The sequence below is a fragment of the Micromonospora sp. NPDC047620 genome, assembly GCF_043205005.1.
Classification (GTDB): Bacteria; Actinomycetota; Actinomycetes; order Mycobacteriales; family Micromonosporaceae; genus Micromonospora.
In genome coordinates this window covers 22,586-48,587 of the sequence record NZ_JBIDDG010000008.1, presented here as the reverse complement: position 1 = coordinate 48,587, position 26,002 = coordinate 22,586, and the positions used below count along the sequence as shown (strand labels likewise).

The 26,002-nt window shown below is 71.9% G+C and carries 24 protein-coding genes; 11 read left to right on the top strand and 13 right to left on the bottom strand.

Annotated elements, in window-relative coordinates; translation table 11 throughout:
• Positions 1-484: 484 nt before the first annotated feature.
• Positions 485-997 carry a winged helix-turn-helix domain-containing protein gene (locus ACGF5C_RS11650; protein WP_393299968.1) on the top strand — a complete coding sequence of 171 codons (513 nt, stop codon included), beginning with the start codon at positions 485-487 and terminating at the stop codon, positions 995-997.
• Between the two features lie 172 nt (positions 998-1,169).
• On the opposite strand, the gene ACGF5C_RS11645 is transcribed toward ACGF5C_RS11650, so the two are convergent.
• A complete protein-coding gene (locus ACGF5C_RS11645; RefSeq protein ID WP_393299965.1) occupies positions 1,170-5,534 on the bottom strand; it encodes a S8 family serine peptidase in 4,365 nt (1,454 codons plus the stop codon).
• A 337-nt stretch (positions 5,535-5,871) separates the two neighbouring features.
• Between ACGF5C_RS11645 and ACGF5C_RS11640 the strand changes: the two genes are divergently transcribed.
• Positions 5,872-6,414 carry a winged helix-turn-helix domain-containing protein gene (locus ACGF5C_RS11640; RefSeq protein WP_393299963.1) on the top strand — a complete coding sequence of 181 codons (543 nt, stop codon included), beginning with the start codon at positions 5,872-5,874 and terminating at the stop codon, positions 6,412-6,414.
• Positions 6,415-6,505: 91 nt separating this feature from the next.
• On the opposite strand, the gene ACGF5C_RS11635 is transcribed toward ACGF5C_RS11640, so the two are convergent.
• The 3 genes from ACGF5C_RS11635 to ACGF5C_RS11625 all read right to left on the bottom strand — a co-directional run bounded on the left by ACGF5C_RS11635 (position 6,506) and on the right by ACGF5C_RS11625 (position 8,471).
• On the bottom strand, positions 6,506-7,435 hold the full coding sequence (locus tag ACGF5C_RS11635; RefSeq protein ID WP_393299960.1) for a diacylglycerol/lipid kinase family protein: 930 nt from the start codon (positions 7,433-7,435) through the stop codon (positions 6,506-6,508).
• A gap of 119 nt (positions 7,436-7,554) precedes the next feature.
• A complete protein-coding gene (locus ACGF5C_RS11630; RefSeq protein ID WP_393299957.1) occupies positions 7,555-8,298 on the bottom strand; it encodes a YqjF family protein in 744 nt (247 codons plus the stop codon).
• A gap of 20 nt (positions 8,299-8,318) precedes the next feature.
• Complete coding sequence (locus ACGF5C_RS11625) at positions 8,319-8,471, bottom strand: hypothetical protein (RefSeq protein WP_393299954.1); 153 nt, start codon at positions 8,469-8,471, stop codon at positions 8,319-8,321.
• A gap of 223 nt (positions 8,472-8,694) precedes the next feature.
• Here ACGF5C_RS11625 and bla point away from each other — a divergent pair, with 223 nt between their 5' ends.
• The 3 genes from bla to ACGF5C_RS11610 all read left to right on the top strand — a co-directional run bounded on the left by bla (position 8,695) and on the right by ACGF5C_RS11610 (position 11,987).
• Positions 8,695-9,642, top strand: a complete 948-nt coding sequence (bla, locus tag ACGF5C_RS11620; RefSeq protein WP_393299951.1) for a class A beta-lactamase — start codon at positions 8,695-8,697, stop codon at positions 9,640-9,642.
• Between the two features lie 144 nt (positions 9,643-9,786).
• Positions 9,787-10,362 (top strand): TetR/AcrR family transcriptional regulator, encoded by a 576-nt coding sequence (locus tag ACGF5C_RS11615; RefSeq protein WP_393299948.1) that lies wholly within the window; start codon positions 9,787-9,789, stop codon positions 10,360-10,362.
• Positions 10,359-11,987 (top strand): isovaleryl-CoA dehydrogenase, encoded by a 1,629-nt coding sequence (locus tag ACGF5C_RS11610; protein WP_393299945.1) that lies wholly within the window; start codon positions 10,359-10,361, stop codon positions 11,985-11,987. Before ACGF5C_RS11615 ends, ACGF5C_RS11610 begins: the two co-directional genes overlap by 4 nt.
• 39 nt (positions 11,988-12,026) lie before the next feature.
• Here ACGF5C_RS11610 and ACGF5C_RS11605 read toward each other — a convergent pair whose 3' ends face one another.
• Positions 12,027-12,683, bottom strand: a complete 657-nt coding sequence (locus ACGF5C_RS11605; RefSeq protein ID WP_393299942.1) for a M23 family metallopeptidase — start codon at positions 12,681-12,683, stop codon at positions 12,027-12,029.
• Positions 12,684-12,795: 112 nt separating this feature from the next.
• On the bottom strand, positions 12,796-13,326 hold the full coding sequence (locus ACGF5C_RS11600) for an adenylate kinase (RefSeq protein WP_393299939.1): 531 nt from the start codon (positions 13,324-13,326) through the stop codon (positions 12,796-12,798).
• 227 nt (positions 13,327-13,553) lie between these two features.
• Between ACGF5C_RS11600 and ACGF5C_RS11595 the strand changes: the two genes are divergently transcribed.
• The 3 genes from ACGF5C_RS11595 to ACGF5C_RS11585 all read left to right on the top strand — a co-directional run bounded on the left by ACGF5C_RS11595 (position 13,554) and on the right by ACGF5C_RS11585 (position 17,072).
• Positions 13,554-14,831, top strand: a complete 1,278-nt coding sequence (locus ACGF5C_RS11595; RefSeq protein WP_393299936.1) for an MFS transporter — start codon at positions 13,554-13,556, stop codon at positions 14,829-14,831.
• A gap of 139 nt (positions 14,832-14,970) precedes the next feature.
• Positions 14,971-15,756 (top strand): alpha/beta fold hydrolase, encoded by a 786-nt coding sequence (locus tag ACGF5C_RS11590; RefSeq protein ID WP_393299933.1) that lies wholly within the window; start codon positions 14,971-14,973, stop codon positions 15,754-15,756.
• The gene (locus ACGF5C_RS11585; RefSeq protein WP_393299930.1) at positions 15,753-17,072 is read left to right on the top strand and encodes a cytochrome P450; all 1,320 of its coding nucleotides are present in this window, start codon (positions 15,753-15,755) and stop codon (positions 17,070-17,072) included. Before ACGF5C_RS11590 ends, ACGF5C_RS11585 begins: the two co-directional genes overlap by 4 nt.
• A 53-nt stretch (positions 17,073-17,125) precedes the next feature.
• Here the strand turns inward: ACGF5C_RS11585 and ACGF5C_RS11580 are convergent, their stop codons facing one another.
• The 7 genes from ACGF5C_RS11580 to ACGF5C_RS11550 form a co-directional block, all read right to left on the bottom strand.
• Entirely contained in the window at positions 17,126-17,623 is a 498-nt protein-coding gene (locus tag ACGF5C_RS11580) for a GNAT family N-acetyltransferase (RefSeq protein ID WP_393299927.1), read from the bottom strand.
• 292 nt (positions 17,624-17,915) lie between these two features.
• Positions 17,916-18,749, bottom strand: a complete 834-nt coding sequence (locus tag ACGF5C_RS11575; protein ID WP_393299924.1) for a MerR family transcriptional regulator — start codon at positions 18,747-18,749, stop codon at positions 17,916-17,918.
• Positions 18,750-18,957: 208 nt separating this feature from the next.
• Positions 18,958-19,146 (bottom strand): hypothetical protein, encoded by a 189-nt coding sequence (locus tag ACGF5C_RS11570; protein WP_393299921.1) that lies wholly within the window; start codon positions 19,144-19,146, stop codon positions 18,958-18,960.
• A gap of 59 nt (positions 19,147-19,205) precedes the next feature.
• Positions 19,206-20,186, bottom strand: coding sequence for a hypothetical protein (locus ACGF5C_RS11565; RefSeq protein WP_393299918.1), 981 nt, complete (start codon positions 20,184-20,186; stop codon positions 19,206-19,208).
• Between the two features lie 77 nt (positions 20,187-20,263).
• The gene (locus ACGF5C_RS11560; protein ID WP_393299915.1) at positions 20,264-20,596 is read right to left on the bottom strand and encodes a PadR family transcriptional regulator; all 333 of its coding nucleotides are present in this window, start codon (positions 20,594-20,596) and stop codon (positions 20,264-20,266) included.
• 357 nt (positions 20,597-20,953) lie between these two features.
• Positions 20,954-22,039, bottom strand: coding sequence for a hypothetical protein (locus ACGF5C_RS11555; protein WP_393299912.1), 1,086 nt, complete (start codon positions 22,037-22,039; stop codon positions 20,954-20,956).
• A 187-nt stretch (positions 22,040-22,226) separates the two neighbouring features.
• Positions 22,227-23,207, bottom strand: coding sequence for a DUF2804 domain-containing protein (locus ACGF5C_RS11550; protein WP_393299909.1), 981 nt, complete (start codon positions 23,205-23,207; stop codon positions 22,227-22,229).
• Positions 23,208-23,433: 226 nt separating this feature from the next.
• Here ACGF5C_RS11550 and ACGF5C_RS11545 point away from each other — a divergent pair, with 226 nt between their 5' ends.
• From ACGF5C_RS11545 to ACGF5C_RS11535, 3 genes are all read left to right on the top strand, one after another.
• A complete protein-coding gene (locus tag ACGF5C_RS11545; RefSeq protein WP_393299906.1) occupies positions 23,434-24,627 on the top strand; it encodes an RNA ligase RtcB family protein in 1,194 nt (397 codons plus the stop codon).
• Positions 24,624-25,313 (top strand): peptide chain release factor H, encoded by a 690-nt coding sequence (gene prfH, locus ACGF5C_RS11540; RefSeq protein ID WP_393299903.1) that lies wholly within the window; start codon positions 24,624-24,626, stop codon positions 25,311-25,313. The genes ACGF5C_RS11545 and prfH overlap by 4 nt, the downstream gene beginning before the upstream one ends.
• A gap of 248 nt (positions 25,314-25,561) precedes the next feature.
• Positions 25,562-25,990 (top strand): Fur family transcriptional regulator, encoded by a 429-nt coding sequence (locus tag ACGF5C_RS11535; RefSeq protein ID WP_393299900.1) that lies wholly within the window; start codon positions 25,562-25,564, stop codon positions 25,988-25,990.
• Positions 25,991-26,002 lie beyond the last annotated feature (12 nt).

The following is a 26,002-nucleotide window of genomic DNA, read 5'->3' as shown; positions in this document are numbered from 1 at the left end:
TCATTGCGATACCGGAATTGTCCGTCAAGCAATTCAGGACGCCGCCAATGTGTGGGGCGACGCGACCCGGACCCGCGCCGAAATACCGTCGACCCGTGACCGTAATTGGCACACGTGTGTTTCAGCAGGGTGTCGGCTGAAGCGGACAACGACCACGCCGCATACGAGAGGTCGGCTGCCGCGACGCCCGAGCCGTCCGCGCGTCCCGCAACGACCAGTGGGCTCGACACGGCGGCCGGCACGCAGGCGCCACGGGGGCCCTCACCCGGTCGCCGGCCGGAGCGCCCATGTCCGAAAGATCGGTCAACCCACCACGAAAGGTCTCGCCGCTTCCGTTCGCGCCGCGAAACCACCCATTTATTGATGCCAGAACGTAACCACATTTGACCGAAGCGGGATGACACTCTGCCAGGGCCACTAACCGATTGATCGGCGTCGTATAGTAACTGTCCCGGAACGGGTGGGGAGCCGGAAGGGGTGGGGCATGAGGGGGATCCCGGCCGTGTCCTTGGTCATCGGAATCGCTTCCTCGCCGGCCGAACGCCGGCAGCTCGCGCGACTGCTCGGTGGGACGGAGGCGTTCCTGATCGTCTCGAGCGTCGACCAGGCACGGGAGTTCCTCGACGTGGTGGAGACCCCGCCGCCAGGGGCAGCGTCCCCAGCCGTCCAGACCGTGGTCACGGCGGCCGCCGGCGGCACCACTGCGCCACCACCCGACCTCAGCGTCGATTCCGACCGACGGGTGCTGCGCTGGCGGGACCGCGAGATCGAGCTGACCCGCCTGGAGCACGATCTCCTGCTGTGCCTGGTGGCCGCGCCCGGGCAGGTATGGACGTACGAGCGGCTGCACCTCAAGGTCTGGGGCAACGAGCACCTCGGCCGCGGCTCCGACATACATTCGGTCGTGCGGAGGGTGCGGCGCAAGCTGGCCGGGCTGAACGCCTCGGCGACGATCCACGCCGTCCGCGGGGTCGGCTTCCGCCTCGCCCCGGCCTGACCACGATCCGCCGCCGCCGAGCGAGCCCAAAGGCGCTGCCGGGCGGGGCGCCACACATCGGTCGCAGCCCTCGGACGCGCACTCCTGGGCGCACCGCTCGCCGCCCTCGAGACTGATCCGGCCCGCCTGGTCGATGACCAGGCGGGCCGGACTGTCAGCTAATGGTCAGCTGTCAACAACGGGTGGGGGACAGTGCGAAATCCTCCACCGTCGGGGTGACGGCGTTGATCGTCGTCTGACGGGTCTGAGGCTTCCAGCCGTCCTTGGCGACGATCAACGTCAGCGGGTTGTTCCGACGGTCCATCCAGTAGGCGTACTTGCCCTGGGCGTCGGTGGCGAAGGTCCACGACTGCGCCCACGAGTCGACCTGGACGACGGCACCGGCAAGCGGCGAGCTGGCACCCTGGCAGCTCGTCCCGGTGACCGTACCCATCAGCTTGCCCCAGGTCTTCGGCTGCTGCGCGTTCATGGTCACCGCTACCGGGTCGACCGTGTACGGGGTGTTCTCCTTGATGGCGACCGAACCCGAGTAGGTGCCCGGCTGGTCGACGTTCGCCGTCATCCCGACGGTGACCGTGACCTGCTCGCCCGGCGCCAGCGTGACCGCCGTCTTGTCGATCGTCATCCAGCTGACGTCGGCGCCGCCCTCGGCGCACTCCTCGAAGCCGGGCAGCGCCTCGCTGTCGGGCGTGGCGTTGAAGCTGCCGGAGGAGCCGCCAACCTTGTAGAAGCCGCACGCCGCGGCACCGCGGTACCGCGGCGTGTTGGCGTTCGGCAGGTTGGACCACGAGTCGGTGGCCGGGTCGTAGGCGACGCCGGCGTTCGTGATGGCCCCGCCCTGCACACCGCCGACGACCAGGAGCTTGCCGCTGGCGACAGCGAACGAGCTGGCCCAGCTGTCGACCGGCGCGTCGGCGATCGGGGTCCAGGTGTTGGCCCCCGGGTCGAAGGCGTAGCTGGACTTCTGCGCGGCGGAGCCGTCGTTGCCACCGGTGCAGTAGAGGATGCCGTCGATCCCGCCGCAGGAGGCGAAGGCCACCGACTTCGGGTAGTCGGCCACCGTCTCCCAGCTGTCGCTGCCCGAGTCGTACCGGACCACGTCGTTCGACATCGGGGTGCAGGCCGAGCTGGTGCAGCCACCGACGGCGTACAGCTTGCCGTCGACGACCGCCTGCCCGGCTGCGGAGCGCGGCGCGGGGTTGTCGGCCTTCTCCGTCCAGGTGTTGGCCGCCGGGTCGTACGACCAGGTGGTGCCGTCCGGGCCGGACGCCGCCCAACCGCCGGTCGCGATGATCTTCCCGTCCACGACGCCCACGGTCATGGCGTTGCGGGCGCCGGGAAGGTCGGCGATCGGCGTCCAGGTCTGCGCGATCGGGTCGTAGACGAAGTTCTTCGTCGTGGACGCCGACCCGTTGGTGCCGGCGATCGAGTACACCTTGCCGTCCAGGTTCACCACCCGGTTGTCCATCACGTTCGCCGGGTAGTCGGCGATGTCGGTCCAGGGCGCGGCCTGCGGGCCGACCGCGGCGGACGCCGTCGCCGACTTGCCGGTCGCCGCCGCGGCGAACGACGTCGGGGCGGTGAGCCGCTGCTCCGGCGCGCCGGTGGAGCCGAGCACCTGCTGCTTGCTGATCCGGGAGCCGTCGGCGCGCAGGAGGGTGAACCCGCCGTCACGCTCACTGAACTCCACGTCGACCGGGGCACCGCCGGTGTTGGTCACCGTGAACGGCTTGCTGACCATGCCGGTGGGCATTCGGACCGTTCCGCTTACCGCAGCCGGCTGGACCGACAGGCGGCCGGCCGCCAGCTGGAAGTCCGCCGCAGTCGCCGCGTCCGCCTGGACGTCGACCTGCTTGCTCTGGCTGACGTAGTTGCCGGCCTTCGCGGTGAACTTGTGGTTGCCGGTCAGCGAGGAGAACAGCCAGTAGAAGCCGTCGGCCAGCCCGGCGTCGTCCGGGGTCGCCACGGTGGTGGCCTTCTCCGCCGGCCGGTCGTCGCTGGTGACGGTGGCACCGTTGACGTAGCCGTCGGTGTTCTTGTCACGGACGTGGCCGAGCACCAGGCCACCGTTGGTCGGCTGGCAGACGACCTGGCTGCCGATCAGCACGTTGTCGACCTCCCACCACCACTCGTACGAGGCGTCGTAGTAGTGGAACCGGACCCGGGTCTGCGCCTGGCCGGCGGCCTGCGGGATCGGGATCTCGGTCACCCGTGGCCCACGGACGTCCGCCGCCTGCCGGAGCACGTTCGTCCACGTGGTGCCACCGTCGATGCTGAGATCGACGTCGGCGCGGTCGCTGCCCAGCCAGTTGTAGTCCTGGTTGAACCGGATCACCGGGGCCGCGACGTCGGTCAGGTTGACGACCGGGCTGACGAGGGACGTGTCCTGCCGCCCACCGGAGCCGTACTCGTCGCTGTCGACGATCGCGAAGTTGCCGGTGCCGCCGGTCAGGTTGCGACGGCCGCCGTCGTCGGTGAACTTCCAGACCTGGCCGGTGTTCGCGTGGTCCACCACGGACCAGCCGGCCGGCACGCCGGTGCCGTCGAACGTCTCGTACACGCCGTCGGAGCCGAACCGGTAGCCGGGCGCCGTGGTGCAGGTGTTGGTGTTCACCGGAACCGCGACGTTGGCGGTGACGTTGCCGCCGCCGACCACGACCTCCTTGGTGACGGTCTGGTAGCCCGGGTACTGCGCCTCGACCTTCAGCCGGTAGGTGGCCGAGGCCGGAAGCTGGATGCTGTAGTGGCCGTTGACGGGCGTGGTGTAGTCGGACACACCGGACGGACCCTCGACGGTCACCTTGGCGTAGAGCGGCCAGCCGTGCCCGGAGCCGTCGGTGACCGAGCCGCTGACGGTGACGCTGGGCACCGCCGTCAACGCGACGTTGATCGTCGTGGTCGCGTCCTTGTTGACCGTCGCCGGCGTCGTCTTGCCCTCGTAGCCGAACGCCGTCACGGCGACCTGGTAGTCACCGACCGGAAGCAGCGACGAGTACGTCCCGTCGGCAGCGGTGGTCAGCTCGCGGTCCGCCGCGCCCGACAGGGCCACCGTGGCACCCGGAATCGGGTTGCCGGTGGACGCGTCCGTGACCTTGCCCGCCAGGGTGCCGGTGTCGCCGATCGGGGCCGCGTTGAGCAGCGCGAGCGCGTCCAGCCGGCCCTCGCCGTACACGTTGTTGTCGTCGGTGGTGCCACCGCACTGGGCGTCGGCCTTGTCGACCGCCGCGTTGTCCAGCAGCGCGCGGGTCGGGTTGACCTCGCCGACCAGCGCCGGTGCCGCGGACCACAGCAGCGCGATCGCGCCCGCGAGGTGCGGGGCGGCCATCGAGGTGCCGTTGTAGCTGGCGTAGCTGCTGCCGGGAACGCTCGACCGGACGTTCACGCCGGGCGCCGCGATGTTGGGCTTGATCTCGCCGTTCTGGCCGACGCCACGCGACGAGAATCCGGCGATGTTGTTGTTGATGTCGTAGGCGCCGGCCGAGTAGTTGCTGACCAGGCTGCCCGGGGAGCCGCTGGTCTGGCACGCCGACCCGTTGTTGCCGTTGGACCAGACACCGAAGATGCCCGACGCGGTCCAGGCCAGCGTCACGTCCTCCATGAACGGTTCGTTGGAGGGGCTCGTGGTCCCCCACGAGTTGTTGATGATGTTCGGCCGCTTGCTGACGTCCGGGTTCTGGCCGTTGAGGTCGGTCGGCTCGAGCATCCACTGGCCGGAGTTGACCAGCGCGGCGTCGCTGGGGCAGCAGCCGTTCGCGGCGATCCACTTGACCTCGGGTGCCACACCGATCTGGTTCGCGCCCGCGGAGCCGGCCATCGTGCCCATGGTGTGGGTCCCGTGGCCGTTGCTGTCGCAGGGCGCCGCGGCGCAGGTCCCGGCGGCGTTGTACCAGTTGTAGTTGTGGTCGAACGTGCCGTCGCCGTTGTTGCCGCGGTAGGAGTTCACCAGCGCCGGGTGGTCGAACTGGACCCCGGTGTCGATGTTCGCCACCGTGATGCCGGCGCCCTTGACGCCGTACTGGGACCAGACGTCGTCGGCGTTGATGTTGGCGATGCCCCACTCGAGGGCGTTGACGGTCTTCTCGTCGGTGCCCTTGGTGACCTCGGGCACCTGGTAGGCGACCGGGGCGTACAGGCCCTCGACCTCCGCGTGGGAGGCGATGCTCTGCGCCATCGCCAGCGAGCCGCCGCTGACCTTGATCGCGTTGGTCGCCCAGAAGGTCTCGTACGTCGCGCCCGCGCCGTCGAGCTCGGCACGGATCTTGGTCTGGCTCTCGGCGGCGGTCTTCTTCAACGCCGCCACGACCGCGGCGCCGCGCTTGTCCCAGTCCTTGATCGCTGCGGCCTGGTTCAGGTCCGCCCTGTCCTTGAAGCGGATCCAGAAATCCCCTTCGGTCTTGCCCTGGAGCTGCTTGCTGAGCTCCGGCCGGATCTTGCCGTCTGCGGAGGCTGCTCCTGTCCCGGTCAGCGCGGCCTGTGCGCCGGAGCCGAATGCGGCCAGGCCTGTCGCGGCGAGGACCAAGGCCGCGCCGGCACTCACCAGGGATCTGGCTGTGCGTCTCGTGGATGGACGTCTGAACATAGGTGGCGCCTCCTCCAGAACGACCCAGAGTGGAACGAGCCACGGTGGAGGGTGCGGGGAACGCGCCTCCCCGAGTGGATGAAGCGGAACGCACCCCTCCATGGCCCCCAGGCAACCGCGCGGGTCACGCCGGCTGCCCGTCTGGACACTATGATCGACATGAAAGGACGATCAAGAACTTGCCGTAAGCAATCTGTCACTAACAGTTGACCAGCCGTCGGGAAGCTTGCCAATTTTTGTCACGAGCATGACGAAGCTTGGGCAGAAACTTGCCCATCGTTTCGGGGTGGGTGCTGTGGGGGCACACGACGAAGGCACGGTGCCGGACGGGCGCGATCCGGCCGAGGAACAATTTCCGCTGGTGATCGCGGTGACACCGTCGCCGGCCGAGCGGATCCGACTCGCGGAGCGCCTCGAAGGCGTCGCGCCGCTGCTGCTGGTCTCCGATCTCGACGAGCTGCGCAGGCTGATCGCGGCCCCGCAGCGGCTCCCCCCGACGCCCCCTGCCGCCGCGCCCGAGGCCATTGACGGCACGCTGCTGATCGACTCGGCCCGGTCCACCGCTCGCTGCCGCGATCGCGAGGTCGGCCTGACGCGACTTGAGCACGACCTGCTGATCAGCCTGACCACCGAGCCGATCCGGGTGTGGAGCTACGCCGAGTTGCACCGGACGGTCTGGCGTGACGAGGGGCTGCAGCGCAGGGCCGACGTGCAGTCGCTGGTGAAGCGGCTGCGGCGCAAGCTCGCCGGACTCGGCACCGGCGTGACCATCGACGCGGTACGCGGCGTCGGGTTCCGGCTGACCGACCACCAGCAGCCGCGGGTCAGCGGTTCCTGATGCCTGCCTGACTTGGGCAGCCCGCATCGTGGGCCATCACCTGCGCCCAGCGCGAGGTGGGGTAATGCCAGGAAGGGCTCCCGGCCCCGCCCTAGCGGTCCAGACTGTCGGCGGCGGCCATGACGCGCAGCGCGTTGGGGTCCAGGCCGATCCGGATCGGGGTCTCGCCGTACGGCTCCCCGTCCACCTCCACGGGCGCCGGCCGGTCGGTCTCCAGCCAGAGTTCGCGTACGGCGAGGAACGGCTCGTCGACGAGGGTGCGGCGATGGCCGGTGGCCGCGTTGCGCGCCGTGTCCCGCAGCAGTCCGCGGCGGGTCGGGCCACCCACCGGGTACGCGACCAACAGCCGGTCGTCGGCGTCCGCGTCCGCGGTGATGGGCCGCCCCGCGTGGAAGCCGCCGTTCGCGACGTACAGCTGGTGGGTGAGGAACTCGTGCCGCCGCCCCTCGGCGCGCACGGCGGCGCGCAACGGCCGGTGCCGGGTCAGCAGCGCCAGTGCGGTCATCGGGTACGCGATCCGGCCGATGACCCGCTTGAGCCGGGGCGGCGTCCTGAGCATCACGTCGGCGGAGAGGCCGATGCCGATGTGGTTGGTGAACCGCATGTTGCCCACGAGTCCGAGGTCGACGTCGATCACCTTGCCGTCGGTGAGGACCGCGACCGCCGCGTCGAGGTCGAGCGGGATGCCCACCGTACGCGCGAAGTTGTTGGTGGTGCCCAGCGGCAGCAGGCCGAGCGCGATGTCGCGGTGGGCGAGCAGGCGCGCGGCGGTGCCGATCGTGCCGTCGCCACCGCCGGCGACCAGGAGGTCCGGCCCGAGGTCGGCGGCGGCGGCGAGGCTCTGCTCGAGTTCGGCGGGCCGGTCGACCGGGTACGCGCCGAGCAGGGTGAAGCCGGCCGCGACCAGCCGCGACCGGGTCTCCTCGTAGAGCTGGCGGCCCCGGCGGGAGTGGGCGTTGACGACCAACACCGCCCGCCGCTCCCGCCGGATGGCCTCGCTCAGCTCCTGCTTCGTCCGCATAGGGCCCGACCCTAGCGCCGGACGGACGGCGGACGGCGCACGCCGGCCGGGTGTTCGGGTCGGCGGTGCCCTTGACACCCGGTTGGTGGTGCGCGCCACCCACAGATTCGGGCCGGTGATCAGCGAGACCGGGGCAGGGCGGCCGGTGGGCCGAACCGGACCGGCACGCCGGGGGAATACAGCACGCTGGCCGGCGGTCCGGTCGGCGCCGGCAGCCCGGCGGCGGTGACCAGCTCGTCGTCCAGGTGCAGCAGCTCGGCCCGGTGCAGCGGCCAGCGGGGATGCCAGTTCGGCAGGTGCCGTGTGCGACCGTACGCCCGGGTGTGCAACCCCCATCTGGCGGTGACGAAATGCTCCAGCGGGGTCGGCTCGGCGATCGCCCCGCCCACCCGGACCACCATCCGGCTCGTCGCACCTCGCGGGCCGGGCCAGCGACGCCGGCATCGGTAGGTGTAGCGGTCGCCGTCCCGGTCCAGCCGCATCGCCGACCACATGTAGGGCAGCCGCAGGGCCGTCCGAGCAGCCAGCACCATGAGCAGCCGGGACGCGTCGAGCGAGCGGAACACCACGGCCCGCCGGCCGGTGCCGTCGACCGAGTAGAGCCGGACGTTGGTCTCCCAGAAGCTGCCGAGGTACGGCACCCCCGGCCCGCGGCCGAGGCCCAGCCCCACCATGCGGAAGCCGATCAGGCCGACATAGCTGAGCCCGTCGAGGGTGTCCGGACGCGTCCCGGCGGGCAGCAGCGGCGCGACGAGCTCCGGAGCGACCGCCCAGTGCAGGAAGGTGAGGTCCTCCCAGCGCTGCCGCAGGATCGCTCGCGGGAACGCCTGCTCGGGCGCGCAGTCGACCGGCTCGATGTACACGTGCCCATCCTGCCCCGGTGTCACCGGGTCACGCTCCCTGCGGCGAAGTACCGCTGGTTGGGGTCGGCGGGGGCGGGCGGCACCACCCACAGCTCGAATCCGGCCCGCCGCATGCACTCCCGGGTCAGGAGTTGCTCGGCCAGCCCCAGCACCCGGCGCTCGTCGGCACCCACCCCGCCTTCCCGTACCACCGGCGTACCGCTGACCGATGACGCTGTCGACGCCCAGCGGGTAGCCCCCGGCGTCGCGCACCACGACATCAGTCCGCGGCGGAAGGGTCGGCAACCGCGCAGGGGTGACGGTGCGTGTAACCCACGATCGGAAAGATCATGAAGCCGTCCGACGGCAGCAGTCGACGGATCGGCTCGTCGCTCACGACCCGCGAATGGAGTGCCGATGACCCGCGACCCGTCGTCGCAACCGACCATCACTCGCCGTGCGCTGCTGGGGACGGCGGTACTCTCGCCGTTGGCCGGATGCGCGAAGGACGGGCCATCCGCTGTCGCTCCCTCCGCTCCTGCTGCCTCCGCGTCCTCTTCCCCCACTGCCGCGGCGGACAACCGGCACGAACGCCTGGTCGAGCTGGAGCGGAAGTTCGACGTACGCCTGGGGATGTATGCCCTGGCCACCGGCACCGGCGTCACCATCGCCCACCGGGCGGACGAACGGTTCGCGTTCTGCTCGACGTTCAAGGGACTGGCGGCAGCAGCGGTGTTGGCGCACAACCCGCTGTCGCATCTCGACACGGTCGTCAGGTACACCGAAGGCGACCTCATGAAGAGCGCCGTCATCACCAGGAAGCACGTCGCCACCGGGATGACGATCCGCCAACTCTGTGACGCCGCCGTCCGCTACAGCGACGGCACGGCCGGCAACCTCCTGCTCCGCGACCTCGGCGGGCCGGCTCGACTGACGGCGTACGCGCGTGGCCTCGGCGACACGGTCACGCGGATGGACCGGGTCGAGCCCAAGATCGTGTCGGCTATCCCGGGAGACCCGCGCGACACCACGTGCCCCCGGGCGATCGGCACCGACTACCAGCGGATCGTCCTGGGTGACGCGCTGCCGGCCGACAAGCGCGCCTTTCTCCGCGACCTGCTGGAACGCAACGCCACCGGCGCCGGCGCCCGACGCGTCCGGGCTGGCGTACCGAAGGGTTGGACCGTGGCCGACAAGACCGGGACCGGCGACTACGGCACGGTCAACGACATCGCCGTCGTGTGGCCCCCGGGCGCCGCGCCACTGGTCGTTTCGATCATGTCCAGCAAGGCCACCCGGGACGCCGGGTACGACCAGGCCGTCATCGCCGAGGCGGCCGCGTACGCGGTGGCCACCCTCACCTGAGCGGTGCGTCGCCGCCGGCTGACGCCGATCGTGACACCACGGTGAACCGACGTCAGCGCCGCGCGCCCGCGCCCCGCCACCACCTTGTGACCAAGGTTTGAATGATGGTTCAATTCTTGGGTGGTCTACCGGAGCACCGACCGTGTGAAAGCTCGGCTGAGCGCGTCCCGCGACCGGATCATCGTCGCCGCACTGGAGATCATGGCCGGGCACGGGTACGCCGGATGTTCCGTCGCCGCCGTCGCCGAGCGGGCCGGCATGGCGACCGGCAGCGTCTACCGCCACTTCCCCACCAAGGCCGACCTGTTCGCCGAGGTGTTCCGCACCGCCTCCCAGCGGGAGGTGGACGCGGTCGCGCGCGCGGCAGCACTGGAGTCCACGGCCGCCGCGCAGGTGTCCGCCGTCATCGAGACGTTCGCCGGCCGCGCGCTGCAGTCCCCGCGGCTGGCGTACGCCCTGCTCGCCGAGCCGGTCGACCCGGCGGTCGACGCCGAACGGCTCGTCTTCCGCCGGGCGTACGCCGAACTGATCGCCGGCTACGTCGCGGCCGGCGTGGCGAGCGGTGAGCTGCCCCCACAGGACCCGGAGCTGACCGCGACCGCTCTCGTCGGCGCCCTGGCCGAAGCGATGGTCGGCCCGCTGGCGGCCGGGGTCGCCGGCCCGAGCACCATCCCCAGCCTGATCACGTTCATCCACCGTGCGATTGGAGTGTCGCCGTGACGACGCACGAGGTTCTCAACCAGGTCCCCCCGCTGGCCGGCTACGACGCGGCGGACGACCCGGCGCTGCTCGACGGGCTCGCCCGGGAGGGTGCCGGGTGGGCCACCGCGGAGCTGCACGAGCTCGGCCGGATCGGCGGCACCGAGCAGGCGATCGAGTACGGTCGGCTGGCGAACGAACACCCGCCGGTCCTGCGCACCCACGACCGCTACGGCCACCGGATCGACGAGGTGGAGTTCCACCCGGCCTGGCACGAGCTGATGCGCACCGCGGTCACGCACGGGCTGCACGCCGCGCCGTGGGCGGACGACCGGCCCGGCGCACACGTGGCCCGGGCCGCCAAGTTCTACACCTGGCGCCCCGACGCCGGGCACGGCTGCCCCATCTCCATGACGTACGCGGCGGTGCCGGCGCTGCGGCACAACCCGGAGCTGGCCGCACGGTACGAGCCGCTGCTCGCCGCGGCGACGTACGACTTCGGGCTGCGCGCGCCGCTGGGCAAGCGGGGGCTGCTGGCCGGCATGTCGATGACGGAGAAGCAGGGCGGCTCGGACGTACGCGCCAACGCCACCACCGCCCGCCCGGAGCCGGACGGCACCTACCGGCTCCTCGGGCACAAGTGGTTCACCTCGGCGCCGATGTGCGACGTCTTCCTCACCCTCGCCCAGGCGCCGGGCGGGCTCACCTGCTTCCTCGTGCCGCGGATCCTCCCGGACGGCACGCGCAACCCGATGCGGCTGATGCGCCTGAAGGACAAGCTCGGCAACCGGTCCAACGCCTCGGCGGAGGTCGAGTACGAGCACGCGGTGGCCTGGCGCGTCGGCGACGAGGGTCGTGGCGTGCGCACTATCATCGACATGGTCAACCTGACCCGCCTCGACTGCGTCATCGGTGCGGCGGCCGGGATGCGCCAGGGCGTGCTCACCGCAGTCCACCACGCCACCCACCGGCAGGCCTTCGGCCGGTACCTCGTCGACCAGCCGCTGATGCGCAACGTCCTCGCCGACCTCGCGGTCGAGTCCGAGGCCGCCACCGTCCTGATGATGCGGCTCGCCGGGGCGACCGACCGCTCCGCGCGCGGTGACGCCGGCGAGACCGCGTTCAAGCGGCTCGCCCTCGCCGTCGGCAAGTACTGGGTCTGCAAGCGCTGGCCGGCGCACGCCGCCGAGGCCCTGGAATGCCTGGGCGGCAACGGCTACGTCGAGGAGTCCGGCATGCCGCGACTGTTCCGCGAGTCGCCCCTGAACTCGATCTGGGAAGGGTCCGGCAACGTCGCCGCGCTGGACGTCCTGCGCGCCGTCGCCAAGGAACCGCAGGTCATGGAGGCGTTCCAGGCCGAGGTGGCCGCCGCCGCCGGCGCCGACCCGCGGCTCGACGCCGCCGTACGACAGGTGCGGGCCGACCTGGCCGACCACGGCGACCTCGAACTGCGGGCCCGCCGCGTCGTCGAACGGCTGGCGCTGGTCCTGCAGGGCTCGCTGTTGGTGCGGCACGGCCACCCCGCCGTCGCCGACGCCTTCTGCGTTTCGCGCCTCGGCGGGGAACACGGCCACGCGTTCGGCACACTGCCGACCGGGGTCGACTTCGCCACGATCATCTCCCGCGCCGTACCCAAGGTGGGCTGAGGCGACCACGCTGCTCCCCCACCGTCCGGATCCGGCGCGTCACAACGGTTCGACGACCTCCGACTCGTGAGGAACGCCCCGGTCGACCACGACCGGCGGCCCGCCGGGTCGACGCCACGCCCGATAGTCCCGGAAGGACATGGGGAGGCCACGCGCGGCGAACGGATCCGCGGAGTCCATGACCTGGATGTGCAGGTGCGGCTGCGTGGAGTTGCCCGAGTTGCCGCAGTCGGCCAGCTCCCGGCCGGCCGCGACGGGCTCGCCCTCGCCCACCCGGATCGAGCCGGCGCGCAGATGGGCGAGCACGACGTACCCGAAACGGCCCTCCAACTCGAGGATGACGTGGTTGCCGGCGAGCGCGCCCGCGCCCCCGCGCGCCCGGGACGCCTGGGTCAGGGCGTAGGGCACCCGCGCGAGCGGCGACCGCCGCGCCACGTGGTCCGCCTCGCCGTCGTGGACCGACACCACCCTGCCGGCGGCGGGCGCGAGGATGGGCTGACCGAACGCGAAGAACCGCTCCACCGGCTCCGCGGCCAACAGCGAGCGCCAGTCCCGCGTGGTCGCCGTGCGCCGGCCCCGCACCGCGACGAAGTCCATGGCGTACGTCGTGGCGAACAGGTGGGTGCCGTGGCTCGGCACGCGCCGGGCCGGGCTGTTGCGCGCGAGCCACGTGCCGCGGAACGGTAGCGTGAGCACGACGTGGTCGAGAGTGGAGATCTTGAACCTCCCGTGTCACCTGCTCGTCCCCGTCACGAACTCTACCGGTGGACCGCCGTCGACGACGTGAGCCGGGCGTGCCGGCCCCGGCTCACCGGCGGGGCAGGCCGGCCAGCCAGCGTTCCAGGGCTTCCGGAGAGCGGAACAGCAGCACCGGCGGTCCGGCCGGGTCGGTCTGCCATGACCGCATCCGCCGCCGGGCCCGGCCGAACGCGGTGAGGTGCCACACCAGGATCGAGTCCCGGGACAGCACGCTGCCCAGCGACTCGCGGTTGCCGTTGCAGATCTCCTCCCCCGTCCGCAACCGGCGGACGGTGCGACGCAGCAGGCGCCCGAAGGAGCACCAGCGCGGGTAGTCCAGGCCGACGACCAGGTCGGCGCGGGCCAGCACCACGTCCCGCCACCCGTGGTACGCCCCGTCGAGGATCCATCGGTCGCGTCGGCAGATCGCCTCGATCCGGCTGCGCTGCTGCGCGACCGGCACCTCGACCCAGCCGGGCTCCCAGAGCAGGTCGTCGACCGGGTACCACGGCAACCCCAGGTGCCGGGCCAGCCGCGCCGCCAGGGTGGACTTGCCGGCGCCGTACACCGCGTAGATGAGGATGCGCGACGGAGCGCTCATCGCGGCAGCGTACGCCGGTGGCGCCACACCGCCCGGTGGGAGTGCCTGCGCGCGGCCGGCATCTCGTAGGACCGGCTCATCGCCGCCGGAGTGGGGCCCGTAACCCTGGAGGTCACGGTTCCTCCCGGCCCTGGACGGTTCCCGCCTCACTTACCGCTGAAGCACGACCGGCCGGTGGCGGCCGACACGAAGGTCGTCCAGGGGTGGCGAGACTATCCTCGCCGGGTATGAGCCAACGCGTCGGTCCGGCCCAGCCTCCCTTGTGGCGTGACCGCAACTTCGGCGCGTACTGGGCGGCGCAGTCGCTCTCCGCCGCCGGTGACTCGTTCGCCTACATCGCGGTGCCGCTGCTCGTGCTGCACGCGACCGGGTCGGTCGCCCAGATGGGCCTGCTCACGGCCGTGGCCGGCGCCGCCTCCGTCGGCGCGGGGGTCTTCGGCGGCGTCCTGGTCGACCGGTACGACCGGCGGACACTCATGGTGGCCGCAGACCTGGCCCGCCTGGTGCTCTACGCCCTCGTTCCCCTGGCCTGGCTCGCCGGCCCACAGATCTGGCTGCTCTTCGTCGTCCTGCCGATCTGCGAAGCGGCCGGCATGGTGTTCCAGGTCGCCGCGGTGACCGCGGTGCGCAACCTCGTCGACCGACACCGGATCACCGAAGCCAACGGGCGGCTCCAGGCGACCTACGCGACGGCGGCCGTGGGCGGGCCGCTGCTCGCGGGTGTGGTGTCCGCCCGGTTCGGTCCCACGGCCGCCATCGCCATCAACGCGGCCAGTTTCGCCCTGTCAGCCGCCGGCCTCTGGCTGGTCCGGCTCCGGCAGCCCGCCGAGGGTGAAGGGACCGGCGGCGGGGTGGGGCGGGAGAAGCGGCTGGCCGAGTTCCTGGCCGGCGCTCGGTTCCTCTGGCGTCAGCCCGTGCTCCGCTCGCTGACCATCCTGCTGTCGGTCTTCATCTTCCTGACGTACGGCTTCACCGACGTGCTCATCTACCACGTCAAGAACGACCTCGGCGGCTCCGACGGCACCGTCGGCACGGTGCTCGGGCTGGCGGCGCTGGGCACGATCGCCGGAGCGCTGCTGGCGGCGCCGTTACGCCGCAGGCGTGGCTTCGGCGTCACCTGGATCGGCGCGGTGTCGATGTGCGGTCTCGCTGTCGCCGGCATCGGCGTCGTCGGAAACGTGCCCGGCGTCACCGTGCTGACCGCGGTATACCTGTGCGGCGTCAGCGTGGGTGGGATCTGCTCGATGTCGCTGCGCCAGGAGATCACGCCCGACCACCTGCTCGGGCGGGTCACGTCGGCTTTCTGGAGCACGCACTACTCGCTCGGCCCGGCCGGTGCCGCGGTGCTGACCTGGGCCGCCGGCCGGTACGGCGTCACCGCGGTGGCTCTCGTCGCCGGAACAGGGTGTCTCCTGGTCGCGATCGGCGGACTGTTCACGCCCATCCGCCGAGCCGGCTCGGAGCCGGTCGCTTACGAGCCGGAGCTTCAGCGGGCCACCACCTGACCCGGCGCGGGGCGCCGACCACCCTTCCGGCCGATCCACAAGCGGGCTACGGTCGCCTTCACGACGACAGCCTTCACCTCGTCGGCCTCAGGTTGTTCACTTCGGTCGCAGCGCCGCAACAGCGAAAGGGGTCGCCGTCATGTCGATCAGCCACACGAGCGTCGGTGACTCCGACGCGAGCCCGGTCACCGTCGGGCACGGGCCGCGCAGGGTGCTGGCGCTGCACGGCTGGTTCGGGTCAGCGCGGGGCTGGGGCTGGCTGCCGGAACTGATCGACTCCGAGCGCTTCACCTGGGCTTTCCTGGACTACCGGGGCTACGGCGCGCGCACCAGCGTCGCGGGCGACCACAGCATCGCCGAGATCTCCCGTGACGCCCTGGCCCTCGCCGACTCCCTCGGCTGGGACACGTTCTCGGTGGTCGGGCACTCCATGGGCGGCAGCGCCGCCCAGCGGGTGCTCGCCGACGCGCCGGGGCGGGTGGAACGGCTCGTCGGCATCAGCCCCGTCCCGGCCGGTGGCGTTCCCTTCGACCTGCAGGGTTGGGCCCTGTTCGACGGCGCCGCCGCCAACCCGGGCAACCGGCGCGCCATCATCGACCTCACCACCGGCAACCGGCTGTCCGGCCGCTGGCTGGACGAGATGGTGCGGTTCTCCCTCGACCACTCCACCCGGGAGGCGTTCGGCGCCTACCTCACCGCCTGGGCGCGTACCGATTTCACGGACGACGTGAAGGGCAACCAGGTACCGGCGCTCGCCGTCGTCGGCGAGCACGACCCGGCGCTGGGCGCCGACACTATGCGCGAGACCTGGATGCGCCACTACCCGAACGCCCGGCTGGAGGTAATCGCCAACGCGGGGCACTACGCGATGTACGAGACCCCGGTGCGGTTGGTCACGGTGCTCGAGGAGTTCCTCGGGCAGTGAGCGTCAGCCCGGCGCCCCTGGTCGACCCCCGCACCTACGTCGGCGGTGTCCCGTACGAGCTGCTCGCCACGCTCCGCGCGACCAGCCCGGTGGTGTGGGTCGAGGAGCCGCCGCTGCTCGGGCTGCCCGGCGGTCCGGGCTTCTGGCTGGTGCTCCGGCACGCCGACGTGACGGCCGTGCTCAAGCAGCCAGGGCTCTTCTCGTCCGCGCTCGGCGCCACCCAGATCCGCGACCCGGCGACCCCGGAGGACCTGGGTTACGTCCGGCGGATGATGCTCAACATGGATCCGCCGGAGCACGGCCGGCTGCGCCGGCCGGTCGCCCGCTCGTTCACCCCGCGCGCGGTGGCCGCGCTGGAGGCGTCGATCCGCGCGAACGCGGCGGCGCTCGTCGAGCGCGCGCTCGGCGACGCGGACGAGGGCAACTGCGACTTCGTCCGCGATCTCGCCGCCGACCTGCCGCTGCTCACTCTCGCGGACGTGCTCGGGGTGCCGGAGCGCGACCGCTGGCTGCTGTACGACTGGTCGAACCGGGTGATCGGGTTCCAGGATCCGGACTACGCCGTGTCCGCCGCCTTCGACCCGCAGGCCGGCACCGCCGCGGCCCGCGAGGCGCTGCGGCACCGGCCCGTGCCGGACGCCGACGGCCGGATGCCGGATCCGCGCACCCGGGCCGGCATGGCCGACCTCTACGCGTACGCGCATCTGCTGGCCGAGTCGAAGCGCCGCAGCCCGGGCCAGGACGTCATGTCCGTCCTGCTGGCGCACCGCGGCGACGACCGGCTCTCGGTGGACGAGTTCGAGAACATGTTCTGGCTGTTCGCCGTGGCCGGCAACGAGACCGTCCGCAACGGCCTGCCCGGCGCGATGATCGCCCTGCTGGAGCATCCGGCGGAGATGGCGCGGCTGCGCCGGGACCCGACGCTGTTCGACACCGCCGTCGACGAGTTGCTGCGCTGGTGGACGCCGGTGATGGTGTTCCGGCGTACCGCCACGGCGGACACCGCCGTCGCCGGGGTGCCGGTGCGGGCCGGGGACAAGGTGGTGGTCTCGTTCGCGTCGGCCAACCGCGACGAACGGGTTTTCGCCGAGCCCGACCGGCTCGACCTCGCCCGTCACCCCAACCCGCACCTCGTCTTCGGTCACGGGCCGCACTTCTGCATCGGCGCGCACCTGGCCCGGTGCCAGCTGCGGGCGCTGTTCCAGGAGCTGCTCGCCCGCACCGCCAGCGTCACGTACGCGGGCCCACCCGACTACCTGCGCTCGAACTTCCAGCGCGGCGTGAAGCGGCTGCCGATCCGCTGGCGACGCCGCTGACCACGCCCGTCCGTCGTGCAGGTGGGCGGCGGCTGCGGACGGAGCCGGACGGTTCAGGTGATGACGGGGCTGCGGCGCTCCAGCAGGACCACGTCACGCCAGCGGCCGTGGTGGCGGCCGACCCGCTCGCGGATGCCGACGACCCGGAAGCCGGCCCGCTCGTGCAGGGCGAGGCTGGCGGTGTTCTCGGGAAACACCCCGGACTGGATGGTCCAGATCCCGGCCGCTTCGGTCGAGGCGACGAGTGCGTCCAGCAGCATCCGGGCCGCGCCACGTCCTCGGGCGTTCGGATCGACGTACACGGAGTGCTCGACTACCCCGGCGTAGACCGCCCGGTTCGACGTCGGCGACACGGCGACCCAGCCGATTACGGTTCCCTCGCCGTCGACGGCCACGAGCCGGTGGTCGTCCAGCTTCCCCGCGTCGAATGCCGCCCAGGTCGGGGCGGTGGTCTCGAAGCTGGCGTGGCCCGCGTCGAGGCCGGCCTGGTAGATCGCCAGCACCCGCTCGGCGTCGCGCGGCGTCATGGGTCGGACGGTGATGTCGGCCATCAGCAGGTTCCGTTCGGGCTCGGGGCCGGTCGGCCCATCGCGAGCCGAAAACGGCGAACAGGATCGAACACGACAATCCCCCTTCCGTTGCGGGCGCTGTCTCGACCGCGGCCGAAGCAGACAGTCGCACGTTGATCAGGGAGAATTCAACCTGGGGCATGTCGAAGCGACCGGCGATCCCGCGTCGGCTCGCGGCGCTGCTCACCGTCGAGCCCGGCCTCGCTCGGTAGGCGCGGACGGCGGCCGTCCGGGAGCGGCCGATCTCCGGCAGGCAGGGCCCGCCCGTCGCGGCCTACCCGGGCGTTGCCGGTGCACAGGGGAAGGCGACATCGACGCACGGTTCGGCGTCGGCGGCGGTGGCCCAGTTCTGGTAGTAGACCTCCCGCGCGGACGCACTCAGCCGCTGGTCGTGCTCTCGGAGCCACGTACCCAGCGCGTCGTACGCCTGCAGGATCGCCGGGTAGACCGCCTCCGCCCTGGTCAGCGACACGTACGCCTGCCGGTGGGCTCGTTCGATCCGGACCCCCACCGGCCCCTCGGGCTCCACCGGGTCACCCGTCGGGGCACACACCTCGACGGGCCCGTCGGAGTCCTCGGTGACCAGGCCGTGGTAGGCGACGAACACTGGCCCGGACAGCGTGCCGCCGGCGGCGGTCAGGTGGTCGAACAGCAGGCGTGTCGCTTCGGGCAGGAAGAACGGAAGGCGATCGGCGGTCACGTGCCGCTGGATGAAGATCAGCTTCTGTGTGGGCACGTCGCGACACCGCACCTCGGACGCGGCCCCTGGGGCTGCTCGATCGTCGAGGAGATCCAGCAGGTGGCGCAGCAGCGGCCGACGGGCGTGGTGCGCTGCCTCGGCGTCCCGCCAGTACGACTCCACCCTGCCGACCGCCTGGGGGCCGGGAAGGCTGAGCACCTCGGCGATGTCCGCCATCGGCATGCCGATCGCGCGCAGCAGGGTGATGCGGCGAGCCCGGTCGAGTTCCGCGTCACCGTAGTACCGGTAGCCGGTCCGGGCGTCGACGTGAGCCGGGCGCAGCAGTTGCCGCTCCTCGTAGAGGCGCAACGCCTTCGTGCTCAGTCGTGACCGATTCAGGAACTCACCGCTCGTCAACCACCGTGTCATGCCGGGAGTTTGTCCCCAGCCCCTGGGGCCAGGTCAAACAGGCCGGCGTCGATCGTCGGCGGCACGGCGCGGCGATCGTGTCAACGATCGCCCGCCGGCCACCGTCACCCGCCGCGAGGTGGCTCCGGCTGCTCTGGCCGGGCGGGCACCGCGGGTGCGATCCGCGAGGAGGTGCGGGGGTCGGGCCGCGGTGTGGGTGAACCCCGCCTCAGTCGCCGTCGCCGTCGCCGCCGTCACAGCCCCCGGTGTCGCCCAGGGTGGCCAGCCACAGCAGGCCGGCCGGGGTCGCGGCCTGGGTGGTCACGACCTGGTCGAGGCTCACGCGTGCCGGCAACCGCCGGTACTTCTCCGCACCGCCGGGATCCGGCGTCCTGCGCGGCGTGTCAGTTTCCGACATGAGCGGGTCTCCTTTCGCACCACTCAGGGGTCGCCGGCCATGTGACGACCCGTGTCACGTCATCCCGTCACGTCGGCGGGATTCATGGGGAGTTCCCGGGTCGCCCGCTGCGCGAGCACCGCCAGCGGCACGCACACCACCAGCAGGATCAGTGCCTCGGCGGCGCAGACCGCTATCACGCCGGCAGATGCGCCGTCCTGCACGACGTAGTCGGCGATGGACACGCCGCGCAGCGCGAGGACGGCAAGCCCCAGGAACAGGAGTGTCAGCGGCCAGTGGGCCGCCCGGGCCACTGCCGACGCGTGCAGGACGAGGTAGGCGACGCCCGCTGCGGACAGCGACAACGCGTACAGGCCCGACCAGTCCAGCGCGGCGAATCGCAGGTCCGGCGCCACGGGAAGGGTCCACATCCCGATGACGTACAGGGGGCTCAGGAGGACACCGGCGACGAAGGCGCCGATCCAGGCCCGGGTGTGCACGGGCGGAGCCTCCCGATGGAACGCCACCAAGGCCAGCACCAGGCCGGTGTTGACGAGCACCATGAGCCAGCTGCCGGGGGGCGTGCCGCCAGGCAGGGACACCGCCTCGTAGGTCCTGGCGACCCAGTCCGTGACGAGGGGCACCACCGCCAGCCAGCGGGCCGGCCTGGGCTGATTCACCGCGAGCGCGACGAACGCGGCGATCGCGAACAGACCAACGGAATTGAACGCCAGGCGCCACGCCTCACCCGGCAGGCCGAATGGCGGCTCGGTGGGCGGCGTCGGCAGGGGCGGAAACTCGCCGGCGAGCCAGGGCATGACGCCGATTTCCATCGCCGCCATGACGGCGTGGAAGAGCAGGCCGAGCAGCGCCACCGCCCGGATCGCATCGCCCCAGAGCCGCGACCTCGGCTCGGCGCCGACGCCACCGAGCCGAAGCCGCGCGGCCAGCGCCAGGACGCTGAGGACCTCTCGTCTGTCCGGCCGGCCGTGGTCCCGGAGGTACGCGGCGTCCTCGGTGTCTTCCTCGGCGCCGACGCACTCCAGGAACGTGCGGACCATGTCGTCTTCCCACCTGCGCCGATAGGAGGCCGGCAGAAGCATCAGCACCTGTCGGTATCGCTGCTCCAGGCGGCTCGTCATGCCGCACCGCCGTCAGCGGCGGGCCGCCACACACCGAGTCGCTCGGTGGCCGCACGAGCATTGGCCACCTGGCGGTCAGCCTCCTCCGCCAGCGCTCGCCCGCCGGAGTCGGTCAGCCGGTAGTAACGCCGAAGCCGACCCTGCTGTACCTCCTCGCGGTCCAGTTCCACCAGACCGTCGGCGACGAGCCGGTCGAGCACGCCGTAGAGCGTGCCCACCTTCAGGTGCACCCGCCCCTGTGACAGCTCCTGCACCTCGCTGACGATCCCGTAGCCATGGCACGGCGCACCGGCCAGCGCTGTCAGGACGAAGAACGCCGCCTCGGTCATCGGTCGAGTCGCCATGGCCACAATATATCGGTCGGCAGGATATACGTCCAGGCAGAATCATTCGATGTCGGCGTTCGGTGGTGCGGTGGGTTCGCAGGAGGCCGTCGCCGACCCCGGCGGCAGCACCCCAGGGCACAGAGGCGATGAAGCGGCCGGCGGATGCCGGATGACCTCCGGCATCCGCCGTCTCGGCTGGCGGCCCGCGCACCGACGGCTTCGCACCCGACCCCGGCGGAGCGCGCGGTCCCGCACGGGGCCGGACCAACTGTCCGCTCGGCCCGGCACTCGGCCGGCACATGCCGGGAGGTCCTCGGTAGCGGCGCGGGCGGCGCGGATGGTCCGCAGCGGCCCCGAGTCCTAGCGCGACCCGCCCCGCCGAGACCGGGCCACCGCAACCCCTGCCACGACGACCAGAACCAGCCCGAGTGCTCCGGCCGCCAACACGGACGTGGCCACGTCGTCTGTGTGCTCCGCCCCGTCGTCGTCTGCGGCGCGGACGGTCGGCGCGGGGGTGGCGACCGGCGCTGTCGATGGGTCGGCCACGGTCAGGGAGTAGCGGAGGAGGTCGGCCCTTGTTCCCGGTGGCTGGCCGGCGGTCTCGGACACGGTGAGCAGGGACCGCCCGTCGCGGCTGTAGGTGATCGACTCACCCTGCGGCTCGTCGGGCAGCGGGGTGATCCGTGGGGTCCCGCTGGTCAGCGCGGTGACCACGTCGCCGTCGGCGACGTCGAACTCGTACGCGTCGGCATAGGTGCGCAGCACTGTCCTGCGCCCGTCCGCCGCGGTGGCGGCGCCGGTGACCGCCGTCCGGCCGAGCACCGAGAACGGGTTGCTCGTCGTGGAGGCCGGCAACCGGACCTGTCCCACCTTCGCCAGTGGCACGGTCGTGCCCGGTCGCAGTGGGCCGCTCGGGGCGTACAGGTTGGCCGAGTACTTGGTCACGATCACCGGCCGGCCGTCGCCGGTCACGAGCATGGCCTCGGCGTCGTGCGGGCCGTCCGGATACGCCATGCGGTACAGCACCGGACGGTCGGCGCCCGGCGGCAGCTTCCACACCGCAACCGTCTGCCGGGAGCGGTCGTTGTCGCCGATGTCCGCCACCCAGACCGTGCCGTCCACGCCGACGGCGAGATCCTCGGTGTCGCGGGGCCGCGACGGATACGGCACCGTCCGCTTGACGGCGCACTCATGATCGAGGAAGAAGATCCGCCGGCGGGCCTCGTCGTCCGCGCCGTCGTTGACCACGACGTACCCGTCATCCGTGGCGGCCAGGCCGGAGATCTCGGTCAGCCGGTCGTCACGCACCTCGCACAACGGCGTCCCCCGGACCGGAGTGGGCGACGGGTTCGCCACCGCTGCGCCCGGCGCCGCCAAGACGGCGACGATGACGGCCGTTCCCACCGCGCGCGGCAGCCTCCGCGCGGTTCCCTTACTGCGTCGCATCACCGGCAATCCTCTCATTGCCGCACGCCGTCCGGCCGACAGTGGCTCGCCACACGCCGGGCCGGCCACCGGAAGGGCCGGCGGGCGGACAGGCCGGCCACCGAAAGGGCCGGCGGGCGGACGGGCGGACCGGCGGGACCGGGCGGGGTGACGACCGACGGACCCGCCGGCGCCGGTCCGCGTCGGACTACCAGCGGTTGCGTGCTTCCTCCGCCCAGCCGACGAGGCCGTCGAGGTCCGTGCGCTCGCCGTCGTCGGTCTGCGCCCAGCCGGTGAAGTGCCCGAAGCACTGGTGGGTCTCGTTGGCCAGCACGCCAAGGTTGGTGCGGGCGACCCGCTCGTGGAACGGGTGGAACTCCACGTTCACCCGGTCCCCGGTGATCCGCCAGGGCCGTAGCCAGTCGGTGGGGTCGTAGCGCCAGGTCAGGTCGGCGCCGATCTTGTGCAGCCGCCCGTCGACGAACAGCGCGTTCTCGGTGGAGCCGGTGCCGTCGGTCCATCGGCCGCCCAGTTGGATGGATCGGCCGGGACCGCTGCCCGCCGCCCAGTTCCACCGGATGGCGTACGGCCATCGGCCACGTCCGTGGTCGAGCACGGCGAACGAGTCCTTCGCGCTGATCGGGTACGCCGTGTCGCCCACCCGCAGAGTGCCGCGCACGGGCCGGCCGAGGTCCTTGACGGTGTACTGGAACCGGCGGGTGTCCCACGGCACCACGACGCCGAGCGATTCGTGTTCCGCGGGCAGCGGCGCCTCCAGGTCGACCTGGACACCGGGCGCGGTGGCGCGGATCGTGCTGCCGTCCGGGCGCTGGTCGATGTCGATCGACAGGCCGCCGCCGGCGGCGCGTACCCGGCCTGCGCCGCTGGCCGTCGGGAACAGCACGCGGCGGGCGAACGGGACCACCACCTCCTTGTTGGTCTCGATGCCGGTGCGGCGGTCGAGGACGTAGACGCTGTGCACGCCCGCGTAGTCCAGCGACGACGCGACGAGGCCGACGATGTGCGTGGGGGTGACGACTCCCCAGTACTCCCACCGCTTGGTCCGTCCCCAGCCGCGCAGGTTGGCCCGGTGCAGCGGTCTGCGGCTCCAGCCGACCGCCGCCGGGTTGAGCCGCCCGTCGGGCAGGCACAGGTCGACCGGTTCGGTGATCTCCCGCTCGCGCGTCACCGGGGCAGGGTACCGGTCTGCCGGCAGCCCGGTCGGCGGTCGGGCACGGCATTCATCGGAACACCGCCAGCGCCGCCGAAAGTCGCTTGCCGCCCACGCCGCGCTCCGGGATGGTGGGACCCATGACGTTCTGACGGACAGCACCCCCGTTGCTCCCCGGCCTCACGGCACCGACCGGTGCCGTCGTGCCGTCCGCCCGTCCCCTTTCAGCGAAAAGCGAGCGTCTTTGTCTCCACACCATTCGCGGCGGGAGTCCCTGCCGCAGCCCAACGCTGCCCCCGCCACCGTCACCGTCTTCGCCTCCCCCACGAGCTGGATCGAGTCCGACGCTCTGGCGCAGTGCCAGCAGGTGGCCGCCCTCGACGGCATGATCCACGTCGCCGCCATGCCGGACCTGCACCCGGGCAAGGGCGCCCCGATCGGCGCCGCCATGGCGTCGACCGTGCTGTACCCGTTCCTGGTGGGCTCCGACATCGGTTGCGGCATCGCCGTGTTTCCCATCAGGATCAAGCGCCCCGTACCCGAGAGGCTCGCCGCCCGGTTTCCCGACCTCGACCGCGCGCTGGACCCCGAGCAGGACGCCGACGACCCGGCCTGGGCCGTCGTGGAGGAGGACGTTCCCGCCGGTCACGTCGAGGGCCTCGGCACGGTCGGCCGGGGTAACCACTTCGTCGAGCTGTCGCGGATCGACACCGTCTTCGAGCCGGGCCACGCGAGCCGTCTCGGGCTGACCGCCGGCGACCTCGTGCTCATCGTCCACAGCGGTTCCCGAGGGCTGGGCGAGCGGATCCTGCGGGCGCACACCGAGGTCCACGGCGCGGGCCCCGCCCCTGACGCCGCCGCCTACCTGGCCATGCACGACGACGCCGTACGCTGGGGATCGCTCAACCGGCGGCTGCTGGCCGCCCGGGTCGCCCACGCGCTGGGGGCCGAGCCCACCGAGCCGATCGTCGACCAGTGCCACAACCTGGTCGAGGTCCGCGACGGGATCTACCTGCACCGTAAGGGCGCGGCGCCGGGTGACGGCCGCGACGTGCTCATCGCCGGCACGCGAGGCACCCCCTCCTACCTCGTCGCCGGCCACGCCGGCCCGGAGGCCAACCATTCCGTGGCGCACGGCGCGGGTCGCAAGATGTCCCGCGCCGACGCCCTACGCCGGGGCCGCGCCAAGCACACCGTCGAGGAACTGCGCCGCACCCCGGTCGGGTCGCTGGTGGTGTGCGGCGACCGCCAGTTGCTCTTCGAGGAGGCACCGACGGCCTACAAGCGCATCGAGCAGGTCGTCAGCGACCTCGTCGACCACGACCTGGCCACCCCCGTGGCCACCACGGTCCCGCTGGTCACCTACAAGACACCCGACGTCGGGCCCACCTCCCGGCCGGACCGCCGGGACAACCGCCGCAAGCGGGGCCGGCCATGAGCGTCCACCTGCTCGTCTCCGCCGGGCGCGGCCCGCAGGAGTGCGCCTGGGCGCTGGCCCGGCTGCTGCGTCGCCTGGAGGCCGACGCCACCCAGCACGGTCTGCCGACCCAGCGGGTGCAGATCGTGCCCGGTGACCGGCCCGACACCTACCGGTCGGTGCTGATCCGGATCTCCGGTGCCGGCGCCGAGGCGTTCGCCGCCTCGTGGACCGGGACCCTGTGCTGGCAGGCGCCCAGCCCCTACCGGGCGAGCACCGGCCGGAAGAACTGGTACGTCACCGCCCGACCGTGCCAGGTCGACACTCCGACCACGACGTTCACGGAGGCGGACGTCGATATCGTCGCCTGCCGTACCGGCGGCCCCGGCGGTCAGCACCGGAACAAGGCGAGCACGGCGGTACGGGCGACCCACCGCCCCACGGGCCTCGTCGTCGTGGTCGACACCGAGCGGCAGTTCAGTCTCAACCGCCGCATCGCCGTCCAACTGCTGCGACAACGCGTCGAGCACGGCGACGAGACAGCGCGAAGCGTCGCCACCGCCGCCCGCTGGCGCATCCACGACGAACTCGTCCGCGGCAACCCCACCCGCGTCGAACGCCCGAGCCCGTCGGGACAGGACACGGCACCACCGCAGCGGGCACACCAGCGACGGGGAGGGTCCACCGGGCCACGCGCGACCCGCTAGTGCCACCGCCGCTGTCCTTTCCTGCCGGGTCGCCCTTGTCATGGCCCAGTGGTCGGAAATCTCACCCCCGAGCGCTGATTCCAGGATCCGCTTCGTGAGCTGCTGCAGCAGCCCGCCATCGCCGGTCAGCTGCAAGCTGGCCACCCGGGCCGGCTCTGTCAGCTGGGCGACCAGGTCTGCGTCCAAGGTGTGCGGGTTGAGCCGAGCAAAACTAGATTCATTCCAAAAGAATGGACTATGTTCATCACATGACGTCCGACTTCGAGACTCAGCTGCGGGCGGTCTCGTTGCGCGTGACGCGGCCCCGGTTGGCGGTGCTCGCAGCGCTGCGCGACCATCCGCACGTCGACACTGACACGGTGATCGCCCTGGTACGGGCGGATCAGCCCACGGTCTCCCACCAGGCGGTGTACGACGTGCTGCGCGCGCTCACCGACGCCGGTCTGGTGCGGCGCATCCAGCCTGCCGGTGCGACCGCCCGGTACGAGTCCCGGGTGGGGGACAACCACCACCATGTCGTGTGCCGCTCCTGCGGCGCGATCGCCGACGTCGACTGCGCTGTCGGCCACGCTCCCTGTCTCACCGCCTCCGACGACCAGGGCTTCACAGTCGACGAGGCGGAGGTCGTCTACTGGGGCACCTGCCCCGACTGTGCGACCGAACGCATCTCCCAGTGATTCGCCAGTTCG

Excerpts from the sequence above, each read along its gene's own strand:
- ACGF5C_RS11595 (WP_393299936.1), top strand. The coding sequence starts at position 13,554 with ATGAGCCAACGCGTCGGTCCGGCCCAGCCTCCCTTGTGGCGTGACCGC.
- ACGF5C_RS11560 (WP_393299915.1), bottom strand. The coding sequence starts at position 20,596 with ATGACCGAGGCGGCGTTCTTCGTCCTGACAGCGCTGGCCGGTGCGCCG.
- bla (WP_393299951.1), top strand. The coding sequence starts at position 8,695 with ATGACCCGCGACCCGTCGTCGCAACCGACCATCACTCGCCGTGCGCTG.
- ACGF5C_RS11580 (WP_393299927.1), bottom strand. The coding sequence starts at position 17,623 with ATGGCCGACATCACCGTCCGACCCATGACGCCGCGCGACGCCGAGCGG.
- ACGF5C_RS11590 (WP_393299933.1), top strand. The coding sequence starts at position 14,971 with ATGTCGATCAGCCACACGAGCGTCGGTGACTCCGACGCGAGCCCGGTC.
- ACGF5C_RS11535 (WP_393299900.1), top strand. The coding sequence starts at position 25,562 with ATGACGTCCGACTTCGAGACTCAGCTGCGGGCGGTCTCGTTGCGCGTG.
- ACGF5C_RS11570 (WP_393299921.1), bottom strand. The coding sequence starts at position 19,146 with ATGTCGGAAACTGACACGCCGCGCAGGACGCCGGATCCCGGCGGTGCG.
- ACGF5C_RS11635 (WP_393299960.1), bottom strand. The coding sequence starts at position 7,435 with ATGCGGACGAAGCAGGAGCTGAGCGAGGCCATCCGGCGGGAGCGGCGG.
- ACGF5C_RS11650 (WP_393299968.1), top strand. The coding sequence starts at position 485 with ATGAGGGGGATCCCGGCCGTGTCCTTGGTCATCGGAATCGCTTCCTCG.
- prfH (WP_393299903.1), top strand. The coding sequence starts at position 24,624 with ATGAGCGTCCACCTGCTCGTCTCCGCCGGGCGCGGCCCGCAGGAGTGC.
- ACGF5C_RS11600 (WP_393299939.1), bottom strand. The coding sequence starts at position 13,326 with ATGAGCGCTCCGTCGCGCATCCTCATCTACGCGGTGTACGGCGCCGGC.
- ACGF5C_RS11555 (WP_393299912.1), bottom strand. The coding sequence starts at position 22,039 with ATGCGACGCAGTAAGGGAACCGCGCGGAGGCTGCCGCGCGCGGTGGGA.
- ACGF5C_RS11575 (WP_393299924.1), bottom strand. The coding sequence starts at position 18,749 with ATGACACGGTGGTTGACGAGCGGTGAGTTCCTGAATCGGTCACGACTG.
- ACGF5C_RS11565 (WP_393299918.1), bottom strand. The coding sequence starts at position 20,186 with ATGGTCCGCACGTTCCTGGAGTGCGTCGGCGCCGAGGAAGACACCGAG.